This window comes from Enterovibrio norvegicus (assembly GCF_002876705.1).
Classification (GTDB): Bacteria; Pseudomonadota; Gammaproteobacteria; order Enterobacterales; family Vibrionaceae; genus Enterovibrio; species Enterovibrio norvegicus_B.
The window spans coordinates 315,926-329,905 of record NZ_MDAG01000035.1 but is presented as its reverse complement, the minus strand read 5'-3'; the positions used below and the strand labels follow the sequence as shown (position 1 = coordinate 329,905).

Sequence of the window (13,980 nt, the reverse complement as noted above, 5' to 3'; positions counted from 1 at the left end):
ATACGGAGTCAGAATCCGTCTGAATTCTTATCCATGCTTTCAGTTGGGACATTTTGACGCACGCCGTACGACAAATTGTCCCTATTTTTCTCTAGGGTACTTTTTGTCTCACTTGCTAAGGTGAGGTCGGGTTCAGTTCCACTCTCCTCTTCACCCTCATTTCCTGTTTCCTCAGCGTTTGCGTGTGGGCGTGCGTTCGGATCAGGAGAAGACGCGGATTCTTCTTCAGTGATGGAGGATGCTTGATCATTAAGCTCGGTCATTTCCTCGACGTTTTCTTTCGTCCACTGACGCAGATTCGCAGCCACCTCAGCAGCCAGATTTGCGGTGTTGGAATAATCGAGGTCGTAGTCGTTCATGCCATCCAGCACGTTGTAGGCATCGCTTCGAAACAGCTTTCGCAGCGCCGCTTTTTTCACTTCGGATGACACGCCTTTCGCCAGAAACACCGCGGCTGAATCACCTTCCTGAAGGTTTTCAACGTCGTCCATGGTCGCAGGCGGCGGCAAAGCATCAGCATCGTCAGGGCTTTCGCCATGTTCGATAACATCGGTGAAAGAAGGCTCTGAGGGGAGGCACGCGCTGTCGCATTGCGTGTCGTCTTCGCGGATTTCTTCTGCGTCATCAATCAACTCGCCGCGTTTTTTCGCTGACCAGCGTTGGAGAAAAGAATCAGTTGCCACTTGCCCTCCCCGCGCCTTTGCGTTTTTTCTTGCGGGTTTCCAGCAGCTCACCATGGCGACCAATATAGGCTTCCATCCACGCTTGGATTGGCAGCGGCATCGGTTCAGAAAGCACCAGATAATCGCCATCCATAAAGCTCGCCGCCCCGGTTTGAGATGCCGTGACTTGCAAAGGTTTTAGCGATTCATCCTCTTCCACTTCAAAGATAAAAAATAGGTGGGGGTCTCGGGAACTGAGGTTAAATCGGTAGTCAGTACGCTCGTCTTTAAACAGCATCAAAGGCAACGAATGCGCTGATTCAGACAGCGTTTCTTGGTCTTTAGGAAGGTGCAAATTTACCAGCGACCACCGCGTTGTATTCCAGCGGCCAACCGTGACGATCGTTGTCTCTAAATCGAATTGCAGTAACCATTGTTGTGGGTCTTTAATTATCTCACTCACACATCACTCCTTCGTGTTTCCGCAGCGAAATACGCGCGCGCTGCAGCGGGGTTTAGCTGACCCTCAAGGTGTCAATTTGCAAAACACATACCAGCGTGGCGCAAAACACATACCAGCGCGCCTTCACCCCATTCAAAAAGTCATGCCAACGCAAAATGCTGGAACAGGTTTTGCTTTTTGCTTCTCTAGCGGGCTGGAAACAGGCGCGCTGTTTTCATTCCCCAACGCAAAGGAAGCGGGTAAATGACCCAACCAAAAATCATCAAAACGCAGTCTGATATCCCGCAAACCATTGATGTCACCGTGTTCGACGAATACGGCGAGCCCATGACAAAACAGATTGCCTGCGAGCGGGCACTCACTGTGTATCTGAACTGGCGAGAAATCGTGACCTTGATGACGCTCGGCGCGAGGCCTGACATGTTGGTGTTGGGTTACCTTCGCAACCAAGGCTTGTTGCATGACGTCGATGCCTTAGACTCCGTCATCATCGACTGGGAAACCCAATCAGCGGCTGTCGTCACCAACGAGCAAAACGACGACATCGAAGAAACACTTTCCAAGAAAACGGTCACGTCGGGCTGCGGACAAGGCACTATGTTTGGCAATGTGATGAAGAAGCTCGACGACTTAGTGCTCCCTACGCCCCACCTGAAACAATCGACACTTTACGGGTTGCTTGAATCTCTGACACATCACAATGACACCTACAAAGCTGCAGGGGCTGTGCATGGCTGCGCGGTCTGCAAAGACACTGATATCCTCTCTTTTGTTGAAGACATCGGCCGTCACAATGCGGTCGATACGCTAACCGGAGAAATGTGGCTTCAAGACCAAACGGGGGGCGACAAAATCTTTTACACCACAGGCCGCCTCACGTCTGAAATGGTCATCAAGGTCGCGCAAATGGGGATTCCTGTGCTGCTATCGCGCTCTGGCGTCACACAGATGGGCTTTGATTTAGCCAAACAACTTGGTATTACCATGATCGCGCGCGCCAAAGGCCATCGCTTCCAAGTGTTTAACGGCGCAGAGAACATCGACTTTGATGTCAAAGGATCGCGGGATGAGTGATTTCCCTGAATTCATGAACGCCCGCCAAGTCGCGGAATACATCGACCTCAATGAAAAGAAGGTCTATAGCCTTGCTAATGATGGCGTGATCCCCGCCACCAAGGTCACTGGGAAATGGCTTTTCCCGAAAAGCTTGCTCGACCGTTGGTTGTTAGCATCGAGCCATAATGGGGTGTTCAACGACAGGCTGCTCATCGCGGGTTCTGACGACCCGCTGTTGCAACACATCGTGAGTAAAATGGCCGCCACACTCGGCAGCACAGCGCTGGTGGGGTATACCGCCACGGGCACCAAGCAAGGACTGGCCATGCTTGAAAAAGGCCATGTTGATATGTGCGCCATTCATTGGGGTAACGCGGAAGAAGCAAAACTTCGTCATCCCGCTTTGCTGCAACAATATTCGGGGCATAAGAATTGGGTGTTAGTCCACGGTTTCGAACGACTTCAAGGCTTGATTGTAAGGCCAGAACTGGCAGATAAGCTCAATGACCCTTACCATTTTTCCGACAAACGGTGGCGTTGGGCTGGCCGACAAGATGGCGCGGGCAGTGCGCGCGCCATGGACGAATGGCTGTTTCGCAACGACATGACGCGAGACACGTTAAACACCGTCACCACTTGCTTGAGTGAACGCGAACTCGGTTCCGCGATTGCGCGCGGTTCTGCCGACATAGGCTTTGGCAGTAAAAGTGCGGCAGGAGAATTTGGCTTGGCCTTTCTGCCCATCGCCAACGAAGCGTTCGAATTGGTGATCCCGAAAAACATCTATTTCCGCACCTTGGTGCAGCAGGTTATTCACCATCTGGATGATGAAGAAAGTCGTCAGCAAAGCGAATTGTTTGGTGGCTATGACTTTCAACACACAGGCAAACAGATGTGGTCAGCGAGTTGATGTTTAACGATGTCAGACAATAAAAAACACGCCGACGATGGCGTGTTTTTTGTTTCACGCGTCACCCGCTACTCAAGCATTTTCAGTGGTGTAATGTCATCATCAGACGGGATTTTTTCTCTGAGATACAGCACGAATGTACTGCCTTTCCCCACTTCGGACTCAACCTTAATTTCGCCCCCCAAGCCGCTCACAATACCTTGTGTCACAGACAAGCCTAAGCCAGTACCTGAGCGCCTAGTGGTAAAAAACGGATCGAACACTTTGGTCAGATTTTCGTTCGCAATGCCGCAGCCAAAGTCTTCGACCGCAATAACTGCGCCGATGGTGTCGCCGCGCTCGTCGATCCAATCGTCAGAACGCACTATCAACTTACCTTTGTCGTTCATAGCATGAATGCCATTCATTTGCAGGTTAACCAAGACTTGCAGCAATTGATGACGGTTAATCTCAACGCTACATTTGGCGTTCAACGCCGTCACGATTTCAACGTCTTGTTTCTTCGTGCCAGAACGCACCAAGATGACACTTTCTTCTATGACGGGATTGACGCGCTGCCAGGTAATTTCATCTTGCACGCCGCCTTGACGGCTGTATTGCAACAAGCTGCGCGTGATGTTTCGAATACGGTCGATTTGCGCTAAGACGGCAGACATTTCCTCCGACACCAAATCGGCATGCTGTCCGAGTTCATATTCCATGAGCTCGATATTGCCGAGGATCACCGCCGCTGGGTTATTGATTTCATGGGCAATGCCCGCGGTTAGCTCACCCAAGGCCGCCAGTTTTTCATTGAGTAAGAGTTTGTGTCGTGTCTGCTCTAACAGTTTGATGTGGTAGCCCAGCTGCTCGGTGCGTTCATGCAAGCTCGCCGTGCGCTGGCGCACTTTGTCTTCAAGCTCTAACGCATTTTGGCGAATCGCGTCGTTTTGCTGCTTTAGTTGATCGAGCATGCTGTCGAACTGACGCGCCAAACTTGCCAGCTCGTGCTCAGGATCTAGCCCTAGCTTGCCAATTCTGATGTCTTTTTCGAATTGCACCAATCTCACTGCACGGTGAATTTTTTCTATCGGGCGGAACAGATCCCGTGCGCCGCGGTAGACAAATAACCCGGACACAAGGAGTGTGAGCAACACACCAATGCCCAATTCAACAATGTTGGTCAAATAGCGGCTAATAAATGGCCATTCGAGATAGCCGGTATAAAGCATGCCAATCACACGATTGTTGAAATCTCGAATTGGCATGTATGCCGAAATATACCAAGCGTCATACACATAGGCGCGGTCTACCCACTCCTCACCTTCCACCAGCACCGTTTGCTGCACTTCTTGCGACACGCGCGTACCAATGGCGCGGCCAAATTTGCTGTCGCTGTTTAACGGCACATTGGTACTGACGCGAACGTCGTCCAAAAAGAGGGTGACAGTGCCCACGCCCGCATCGGGCAGTTTTCCTTCGGGGAAAACAAGGTCGCGGATCCTATCGACCAGCACCGTGCTGTTATTCAGTAAGATACCGCCATCCACGATCCACTCTAGCTCACCATTGGCATCGAAAAGCGGCAGTAAACTGCGGCTGATCAGCCCACGCTCTTCAAAGGTGTTTTCGTTCAAAAGCGGGATTTCAGCACGGGCAGGAAGGTCGTTGGTTAGCGATGCTAACTCAATTTCTGACATGACTTGGAAGAAGGTACGCTGCTGGCCTCTCAGCAAAGGAAGGCGCAAGGTTTGCGGCAAGCGATCGATGTCTTCTGCTGCATACACGGCAAGAAAATCCACATCGTATTTCCCTGCCCGTGATTGCGCCCACGCAGTGAGCCCATCAGGGTCGGTTTGGATTTGCATTTGGAATTCATAGGAATCTGCGATGGCGTGAAGTTGGCGACGTTGCTCTCGCTGCAACACTTCCATGCTATTGCTCGCCACCGCAAGATCGGCGCGAACACCCGCTAAGGCGTTGGTCCATGAATACGCCAGCGTCCAATACAAGGTGAGTCCAATCAAGACGAACAGCGTCAACAAAATTGGGACTGACGTTAATACCAGCAAGCGATAGCGCACCGCAGTACGAAATCGTGTTCGCCACTTTGTTAGCCACTTCATCCGCAACCACCCCATGCAAACCATGTGTTTACGTAGCGGCGGGATAAGCACACCATGGTTACAGCCATTCTTTGAATTTGCGCTCTAAGGTCTTTCTCGCCACGCCCAGTTGACGCGCCGCAGCAGATTTATTCCCTTCGTGCGCATCGACCACCCGCTCGATGTGCGCGCGTTCAACGTCTTTCAACGGCCAACCCAACGGATAACCGTCCTCTTGCAGGGCTATTTCTTGTTCATCACACTCAAGGTCATGCGCAGGTGCTGTCACCCCGGAACTGCCGAGCCACTGCGTCACATCTGGCTTGCCGAGCAGTATCGCGCGTTCAACGGTGTTTTTGAGCTCTCGAATATTGCCCGGCCAGCCGTAGTGTTTCATGGCAGCCACTTCTTCATTTGCCCACACCACGGGTTTCATTCCCATGTCTCTGGCGAGCACATCGGAGAAGTGATTGAGCAAAAGGCCAATGTCTTCAACGCGCTCTCTCAGTGGCGGGATCTCCACCGACAAGACATTCAAGCGGTAAAACAAATCTTTGCGAAAACGCCCTGCTGCAACTTCTTCATGCAGGTTGCGGTTGGTGGCAGCCACAATGCGCACATCCACATTCACCTCGCGTTCTGCACCAACGGGACGAATGGTTTTCTGCTCCAAGGTGCGAAGGAGTGAGGCTTGCATCGACAACGGCATTTCGCCGATTTCATCAAGAAACAACGTGCCTTTGTCAGCCACGCGAAACAAGCCATCTTTGCTTTTCCTCGCCCCCGTAAATGCGCCCGCCACATGACCAAATAACTCGCTTTCCAATAGCTCTGGCGCTATCGCCCCGCAGTTCAAGGGCACAAAAGGGCCATTTCTACCGCTTACCGCATGCAGTGCACGCGCCACCAACTCTTTCCCCGTGCCTGATTCACCTTCAATCAACACAGCGGCAGGCGATGGCGCGAGGCGTGTCACCAGCTCTCGCATCGCCAAGGTTTTGGGGGCGTCGCCAATGATATCGACAGGGAAAGACCGTGCGACGTCGCGTTGCAGCGCGACATTTCGTCGTTCCATCATGCGTTTATCTAAACAGCGCTGAACAGATTGCAGCATTTGTTCGAGGTTGAATGGCTTGAGAATAAAATCGGATGCACCCGCTCGCAGCGCTTTGATGGCGGTTTCAAGCTCGGCATAACCCGTCATGAAGATGATGTCGCTGCGTCGTTCATCGTCATTAAAGGCTTCATGCCAATCAATGCCAGAACGCCCGGGGAGGTTGATATCGACAATCAACAAGTCGAAGTGGTTTCGCTTTCGCAAGGCTTCCGCTTCTTCAAGAGAAGACGCCGTTTCTACCTGAGTGAGCTTTTTCGATAGCGCTTTGTTCAATATCGCGCGCATGCCAGGTTCATCATCAACCACCAAGGCGGAGAACCCAAACTGCTGTAATGCATCTTTCATTTCTTGAATGCCTTTCCTCTCTCAGGTGCCCATATGATACATGGGACATTTTGACTCAGTCCGATAGCAGCATCACTTTTTCATGCACGAGCATGACTCGCCGACATCAACACATGAACGCTTAATCTCTTATATTTCATCACGATAAAGTAATTCCACCACAAATAGCAAGGTTGGCATTTTTGTTGCTTTGTCTACTTCCTTTTCTACAACTCGATAAGAAGTTTCGTCAACAACGTCAGGAAGACACATGACAGTCAGAAGAAAAACCAAAGCCATTGCGTTAACAGGCTTGCTCCTTTCAATTTGTTTCACCGCCAATGCGGCGGAGGTGATTCGCCTTGCGACCACCACCAGTACTTACCATTCAGGGTTACTCGATTTTCTTCTTCCAGAATTTAAAAAAGACACGGGGTATGACGTGCAAGTTCTCGCTGCAGGCACAGGTAAAGCCCTTAAAATGGGGGAGAACGGCGATGTGGATGTGGTAATGACCCATGCACCCAACGCCGAAGCCACCTTTGTCGACAAAGGATTTGGCGTGCTGCCCCGCACCCTGATGTACAACGATTTCGTGCTTGTTGGCCCACAGAGTGACCCGGCCAACATCAAGGGCAGCAAAAGCGTCGCACAGGCATTGAGCAAGGTGGCAGATATGGATCAGACGTTTGTTTCTCGTGGTGATGATTCTGGCACCCACAAAAAAGAGCTGCTGCTTTGGGAAGCGGCGGGCGTGCAACCGGCATTTTCTGGATACAAAGCCGTGGGCCAAGGAATGGGGCCAACACTGACCATGGCGAATGAATTACAAGGTTATGCCCTGACCGACAGAGGCACATGGCTGGCGTACCAAAGCAAACTCGACATGGCCGTGCTCGTCGAAGGCGATGACCGTCTGTTTAACCCTTATCAGGTTATCTTGATCAACCCGACGCGCTACCCTGATTTGAACTATCAAGGCGCGAAAACGTTCAGCGATTGGCTGGTAAACGAAAAAGCCCAACACTTGATTGATAACTTCAAGGTCAGCGGGCAGCAACTCTTTGTGGCGGACGCAAGCTAATGAACTTACTCGACACCACCCAACAAGCGGTTTCCCTGCTGTTTAGCGGCGATACAACGCTATGGGGCATTGTTGGCGTGTCGTTTTCCGTTTCACTTATCGCTATCGGGCTGGTCTTGATTCCAGCCCTCCTCATCAGCTTCGCCCTAGCGTATTGGCGTGTGCCGGGAAAATGGTTCGTGCTTTCTCTCGTCAACACACTTCAATCTGTGCCGACCGTGGTGGTGGGATTACTGCTTTATATGATGCTGTCTCGCGCCGGGCCACTGGGTGATTGGAAGATGCTGTTTACGCAAAAGGCGATGATTTTGGGACAGATCCTGATCAGCTTCCCGATCTTGATTTCCATGATGCACGCAGCATTCCAAAACAGTGACCGACGCGCATGGGAGACGGCCTATACGCTCGGTGCATCCATTCCTCGCGCCATGATGACCTTGATGTGGGAGATCCGTTTCCCTTTGCTTGCCGCTGTGATCACTGCATTCAGCCGCATCATCACAGAGGTCGGGTGCTCCATGATGGTCGGCGGCAACATCTTGTATTTCACCCGAAATATTCCCACCGCGATTGCGCTAGAAACATCAAAGGGCGCCTTCGCCCAAGGCATCGCACTCGGCATGGTGCTGCTGTTACTGGCACTCACCATGAATTTCTTCATCAGCTTTGCCCATGGCAATGGCCACCTGAGAACCTAAATTGAGCGAGAGTATGAGTCAGATAACCTTAGAAGCTTTTGATCTCTCAGTGAAATACAAACATCGTTTGTTGTTTCACATTCCCTCATTGAAGTTGTGTCCGGGTGATGCCGTGTACCTTTCAGGCCAAAACGGCATTGGCAAAACGACCCTGCTGAAAGTGCTCGCGGGTATTCAGCGACCGTCCAGTGGTTCGCTCAATTTAGCTCGCGCCTCTTGGCTACAACGTTTAGCAGGTTTTACGGGGCAAAGTGGTGTGATTTACATGCACCAATCGCCGTATTTGTTCGATGGTTCAGTGATTGAAAACATCGCCTATGGCCTGAAAGGAAAGCATGTCTGTCAAAGAAAACAGCGACAGCTTACAATGCAGGCATTACGTATGATTGGGCTAGAATCGCTGAGTCGCGAGCATATTTCTGTGCTCTCTGGCGGTGAAAAACAGAAAGTGGCCATGGCGCGTGCTTGGGCGATTAATCCTTCGATTTTGTTGATGGACGAATCCTGCGCTAACCTCGATGTTGAAGCGATTAACGCACAGAAAGTCATGGTGGATGATTTGCGTGACCGCGGCGCGAGTTTGGTGCTCACCAGTCACCACCCCAACACGCTCACCGACGGCTGTAATCAGCAATGGTTGCTCGAAAACCAACGCCTCATACACAAACCAAAACTCAATATCATTAACAAGGATAACCATGCCTTCGCATCCTGACATTACATGGGTCATTCTTGCCGGCGGACAAGCACGCCGCATGGGCGGCCAAGACAAAGGGCTTGTCACGCTCAACGGCAAACCGTTTATTGAATTCGTCCATGAGCGCCTAACAGAACAAGGCGCAACCATTGCGATTAACGCCAATCGAAACCAAGAAAGGTACGAACAATACGGCCCGGTTTTTGGTGACGTATTGGAGGGCTTTCCCGGCCCATTAGGTGGCATGCATGCTGCGATGTCGAACATCGACAGCGAGTGGCTTGGCTTCGTCCCTTGCGATTGCCCTAACCTGCCCCACGCCTTGCTGGAAAAGATGTATCACGCCATCAGCGCAGACGCGGAAATCGTGGTTGCCCATGATGGTGAGTCGGTACAACCGGTTGTGACCATGATGAAGCGCAGCATCTTCGAAAGGTTGAACACGTTTCTCGCAAACGGTGACCGCAAAATTGTCTTGCTCTACGACCTATGCAATACCGTCTTTGTGGATTTCAGCGCCGAGCATGACGCCTTTATCAACCTCAATACGCCCGACGAACTGTCGCGTTACGGAGAGTTGTCATGAGCCTGACCCATTGCTCACTGCCCGTTTTAGGGTTTGCAGCATTTAGTGGTACAGGCAAAACAACCCTGCTGGAAAAGCTCATTCCAGCCTTGGTGGAAAAAGGCATTCGCATCGCCATGGTCAAACACGCGCATCATGATTTTGATGTCGATAAACCGGGCAAAGACAGTTATCGCCTGCGCAAAGCCGGGGCGACACAAATGTTGATCAGCTCTCGCTATCGTCACGCATTGATGACAGAAACCCCCGATCACGAATGCACGCTTAATCAATTGCTCGGGCAACTCGATCAGAACAACGCGGATTTGGTGTTAGTGGAAGGCTTTAAACACAACGCTTTCCCCAAGATAGAGCTTCACCGCGCAGCACTCGACAAGCCTTGGCTTCACCCAAATGATCCAAATATTGTGGCGGTCGCCTGCGATGACTCTCCGTCTTCTGTCCCCTCTTCCGAGCTTCCATCAACGTCCCTGCCTCGTTTAGATATCAATGACATTGCGAGCTTGGTGGGGTTTGTTCAACGTTGGATGGAAAGCCACAACGCACAAACCGCCACGTGCGATTCCCTGTCGCCAACTCTGTTGTCAGTGGACGATGGCAGAGCAAAAATCCTTGACGCGATTGCGGTGTCGGAACACACCGAAACATGCGATCTGAACGAACTGCCTCATCGTGTGTTGGCAGCGGATATCATTGCGCCTGTGAACGTGCCTTCTTCAACTAACTCGGCAATGGACGGCTATGCCATTCGCAGTGACGACATTAAGCGCGAAGACTATCGCCTCGTTAGTGATGTGTTTGCAGGTCACCACTACGCGGAAACCCTTACGGCGGGAGAATGCGTGCGCATTATGACGGGCGCGCCCGTTCCAGAAGGCGCAGATACAGTGATCATGCGTGAGCAAGCAAGCGACGATAACGGCACCGTGTCTTTCGACACGACCAAAGGGGCTATCCGAGCAGGGCAAAATGTCCGTCAAGCAGGTGAAGATCTTCGAAAAGGCACGACGGTCTTTCATACTGGAAAACGCATAGGCGCAGCAGAGCTGGGGATGATGGCATCGCTCGGTTTTGACCGCGCTGAGGTATTCAAACCGATAAAGGTTGCCCTGTTTTCAACCGGCGATGAAGTACAAGCGCCGGGCACAGCCGCAAAATCTCACTGCATTTATGACGCAAACCGATACACGTTGCGCGCCATGCTCGCGAAACTCGGTTGCGAGATCCTCGATCTCGGCATTATTGAAGACACCGAAGCGGCATTACACGCCACGCTCAGTGCTGCAACTGAACAAGCTGACATGGTGATTTCGTCCGGTGGCGTCTCTGTGGGCGATGCTGACTACATCAAAACCGTGTTAGACCAGCTGGGTGACATTAATTTTTGGCGCGTAAACATGCGCCCCGGCAGACCGCTCGCTTTTGGCAAGCTAGGCGATGTGCCTTTCTTTGGGCTTCCAGGCAACCCTGTGGCCGTGATGGTGACGTTCCTGCAATTCGTTGAGCCAGCGATACGAAAAATGCAGGGAGACGCCTACTGGCAACCTGAAACCCTGTCAGCCATTACGCAAGAGCGCATCCGCTCACGTCGCGGTCGCACTGAATATACACGTGGCATATACAACATCAGTGCCAATGGCCAGCTGGAAGTGAGAGCAACGGGCTCACAAGGTTCAGGTATTTTGCGTTCAATGAGTGAAGCCAACTGCTTAATTGAAGTCGCGCCGGATGTGGACAATGCGGAAGTGGGCGATCGCGTCACCATCATTCCACTGGCGTCTCGACTGTAGCGTTTCGTCTATAACCTGTCCCACATAGCCAAAGCGTATTCAGGCACAAAAAAAGCGGCGATAATCGCCGCTTTTTAGACTTATTTTGAAACGTGCCTGTTGCTATTCGTTTCGGCCACCGTCGTTTCAGCTGCGCTTATTTACCCAGCGCTTCTTTGTAATGCACACGGCAGACCGATTCGTATCTGTCATTGCCGCCAATCACAACCTGATCACCATCAGCAATCGCGTTGCCATCAGCGTCAGTACGAATAACCATGTTCGCTTTGCGTCCACAGTGACAAATGGTTTTAAGCTCAACCAATTTGTCTGCCCACGCCAGCAGGTACTTCGACCCTTCGAACAACTCACCAAGAAAATCAGTGCGCAGGCCGTAACACAGCGCTGGAATACGCAATTTATCGACCACTTCGGTAATTTGATGCACCTGTTCTTTCGTCAAAAACTGGCACTCGTCCACCAACAAACAATCGACTTTTTGATTGCTATTAATATCGCTCACCGCAGCAAAAATATTGTCTTCAGGTGAGAATAATTGCGCATCGGCTTGAAGACCAATACGTGAACTGACTTTGCCCAACCCATAGCGATCATCAATGGCAGCGGTAAAGATAAGCGGATTCATGCCGCGCTCTTGGTAATTGAATGACGATTGCAGAAGTGTCGTCGACTTACCCGCATTCATTGCAGAGTAATAGAAGTACAGCTGGGCCATTAAGCTCTCCCGAGGAAAAAATACGGTGGCATGCTACCGAAAAACGAGGATCGGTAAAAGCGGTGCTGGCCGCGAAATTAGAAATAAGATGACTGAACAATGTGTTAGCGAAATAAAAAAAGCCTCCCAAGGGGAGGCTCCTTCCTTTAAGCCAGTTTACCTGGACGTCGCGACAACCACATGAGGAACATGCACACCAAGGTAAAGACAAAGAAACCCGTCACCAGAGATAACGTCAGTGAATCTGTGAAACCCAATACAAGGTAAGAGAATGCCGCAACCACAGCGCCCGCCAATGCATAAGGCAGCTGGCTTGATACGTGGTCAATGTGACCACAGCGTGCACCCGTCGCAGACAAGATTGTGGTGTCAGAAATTGGTGAACAGTGGTCACCAAATACCGCACCTGCAAGCACAGCTGAAAGCATTGGTAGCATCAGCGCAATTTCTGTTGCTGCTGATAAGTCACCTGCGATTGGCAGCATGATGCCGAACGTGCCCCAAGATGTCCCCGTTGAGAACGCCATTGCTGCTGACAGTACAAACAGAATCAAAGGTAACAACTGCGGTGGCAAGTTACCTTGGATCAGGGTGGACAGGAATTTACCCGTTTCCATGTCACTAATAACGCTACCGATGGTCCATGCGAAGAAAAGAATTAAGATTGCACCGAACATCGACTTGGCACCAATCCACATGGTGCGACCAATTTCAGGCAGTGGCATGCGTTGTTTGAACACAGTGAACAATGCCGAGATTAAGCCCATGCCACTACCATAAAGCAGTGATGTACCCACATCGGTGTTTTCAAACGCGCCCAGCACAGAGAAAGCTTTGCCGCTTTCTTCCAACGTTTGCGCGCCGGTGAAAATCATCAGAGAAATGGTCGCGACGATCAGCACAATGATGGGTACAACAAGGTCAGAGACGTTGCCTTTGCTGCTTTCTTCAATGCCGAGCTCATCGTCCAGCGAAGGACCACCACATTCTTCATCACCCAAACGGCTGCCCGTTGAGGCTTGGTATTCAAAGCGACGCATTGGGCCAACATCCATTTGGAACCAAGCAACAGCAAAGACCATTAGCAATGCAAAGATTGCGTAGAAATTCATTGGGATCATGTGTGCGAACGCACTCAGGGGGCTGTATTCCGTCACGCCATGGCTCACCAAAATGCCGCCAATCACAGTAATGATGTAAGCACCCCAGCTTGAAGCAGGCATGATCACACACATAGGTGCTGCCGTTGAATCAAGAATGTAGGCTAGCTTTGCGCGAGATACGTGAAAACGATCAGTCACCGGGCGGCTGATTGCACCAACAGCCAAGCTGTTGAAGTAATCATCGATAAAGATGAACACACCTAAAAAGGCGGCCAGTAGTTTTGCACCGCGTTTACTTTTAACGCGTGATTGCGCCCATTCTGCAAATGCGCGAGTACCACCTGATAAAGTAATCAGTGCGGTGATCATGCCGACAAGAATAAGGAACGCGACGATACTCATCTTGCCAAAGTTAATGGCACCATCTTCAACAAATAAGCTCAACGCCAATGAAGACAGATAAAAAGTGGATGCAGACAATGAGAAATCGTTCAGCAGCAAGACGCCGGAAACAATACCTAAACCCAATGAAAGCAAAACGCGACGAGTAATAATGGCGAGGCCCAACGCCAAGATGGCGGGCAACACCGATAAAGAAGAAGAAGAAAAATCGACTAAATTCATGATCTCTATATCAACCTGTTAGGTTGGAGATCTACTGCAGAAATGGAAAACCAGATATTTCGAAACA

The 13,980-nt window shown here is 51.0% G+C and carries 13 protein-coding genes; 7 read left to right on the top strand and 6 right to left on the bottom strand.

Annotation, left to right across the window (positions count from 1 at the left end; translation table 11 throughout):
* Positions 1-8 precede the first annotated feature (8 nt).
* Both BCT27_RS18250 and BCT27_RS18245 read right to left on the bottom strand, forming a co-directional pair.
* Positions 9-683 (bottom strand): DUF3306 domain-containing protein, encoded by a 675-nt coding sequence (locus tag BCT27_RS18250; RefSeq protein ID WP_102396403.1) that lies wholly within the window; start codon positions 681-683, stop codon positions 9-11.
* A complete protein-coding gene (locus tag BCT27_RS18245; protein ID WP_102396402.1) occupies positions 673-1,125 on the bottom strand; it encodes a DUF3305 domain-containing protein in 453 nt (150 codons plus the stop codon). Before BCT27_RS18245 ends, BCT27_RS18250 begins: the two co-directional genes overlap by 11 nt.
* A gap of 243 nt (positions 1,126-1,368) precedes the next feature.
* On the opposite strand from BCT27_RS18245, the gene BCT27_RS18240 reads away from it, so the two are divergent.
* Positions 1,369-2,199, top strand: a complete 831-nt coding sequence (locus BCT27_RS18240; RefSeq protein WP_102396401.1) for a formate dehydrogenase accessory sulfurtransferase FdhD — start codon at positions 1,369-1,371, stop codon at positions 2,197-2,199.
* Positions 2,192-3,091, top strand: a complete 900-nt coding sequence (locus BCT27_RS18235) for a helix-turn-helix transcriptional regulator (RefSeq protein ID WP_102310341.1) — start codon at positions 2,192-2,194, stop codon at positions 3,089-3,091. The genes BCT27_RS18240 and BCT27_RS18235 overlap by 8 nt, the downstream gene beginning before the upstream one ends.
* 68 nt (positions 3,092-3,159) lie before the next feature.
* Here the strand turns inward: BCT27_RS18235 and BCT27_RS18230 are convergent, their stop codons facing one another.
* Together BCT27_RS18230 and BCT27_RS18225 are read right to left on the bottom strand one after the other, a co-directional pair.
* Entirely contained in the window at positions 3,160-5,196 is a 2,037-nt protein-coding gene (locus tag BCT27_RS18230; RefSeq protein ID WP_102396400.1) for a sensor histidine kinase, read from the bottom strand.
* A 58-nt stretch (positions 5,197-5,254) separates the two neighbouring features.
* Positions 5,255-6,637 carry a sigma-54-dependent transcriptional regulator gene (locus BCT27_RS18225; RefSeq protein ID WP_102396399.1) on the bottom strand — a complete coding sequence of 461 codons (1,383 nt, stop codon included), beginning with the start codon at positions 6,635-6,637 and terminating at the stop codon, positions 5,255-5,257.
* A gap of 250 nt (positions 6,638-6,887) precedes the next feature.
* On the opposite strand from BCT27_RS18225, the gene BCT27_RS18220 reads away from it, so the two are divergent.
* From BCT27_RS18220 to BCT27_RS18200, 5 genes are read left to right on the top strand one after another with little or no spacing between them, the layout of a single operon-like run.
* A complete protein-coding gene (locus BCT27_RS18220) occupies positions 6,888-7,700 on the top strand; it encodes an ABC transporter substrate-binding protein (protein WP_102396398.1) in 813 nt (270 codons plus the stop codon).
* Positions 7,700-8,398: an ABC transporter permease gene (locus BCT27_RS18215; RefSeq protein ID WP_102316635.1), complete on the top strand. Its 699-nt coding sequence runs from the start codon at positions 7,700-7,702 to the stop codon at positions 8,396-8,398. Before BCT27_RS18220 ends, BCT27_RS18215 begins: the two co-directional genes overlap by 1 nt.
* A 13-nt stretch (positions 8,399-8,411) precedes the next feature.
* Positions 8,412-9,113 (top strand): ATP-binding cassette domain-containing protein, encoded by a 702-nt coding sequence (locus BCT27_RS18210; protein ID WP_102396397.1) that lies wholly within the window; start codon positions 8,412-8,414, stop codon positions 9,111-9,113.
* Entirely contained in the window at positions 9,097-9,681 is a 585-nt protein-coding gene (gene mobA / locus BCT27_RS18205; protein WP_102316634.1) for a molybdenum cofactor guanylyltransferase MobA, read from the top strand. Before BCT27_RS18210 ends, mobA begins: the two co-directional genes overlap by 17 nt.
* Complete coding sequence (locus BCT27_RS18200; RefSeq protein ID WP_102396396.1) at positions 9,678-11,471, top strand: bifunctional molybdopterin-guanine dinucleotide biosynthesis adaptor protein MobB/molybdopterin molybdotransferase MoeA; 1,794 nt, start codon at positions 9,678-9,680, stop codon at positions 11,469-11,471. The genes mobA and BCT27_RS18200 overlap by 4 nt, the downstream gene beginning before the upstream one ends.
* Positions 11,472-11,607: 136 nt before the next feature.
* Here the strand turns inward: BCT27_RS18200 and BCT27_RS18195 are convergent, their stop codons facing one another.
* Positions 11,608-12,186 (bottom strand): thymidine kinase, encoded by a 579-nt coding sequence (locus tag BCT27_RS18195; RefSeq protein ID WP_017008861.1) that lies wholly within the window; start codon positions 12,184-12,186, stop codon positions 11,608-11,610.
* 146 nt (positions 12,187-12,332) lie between these two features.
* The gene (locus BCT27_RS18190) at positions 12,333-13,913 is read right to left on the bottom strand and encodes a Na+/H+ antiporter NhaC family protein (protein WP_102316632.1); all 1,581 of its coding nucleotides are present in this window, start codon (positions 13,911-13,913) and stop codon (positions 12,333-12,335) included.
* Positions 13,914-13,980 lie beyond the last annotated feature (67 nt).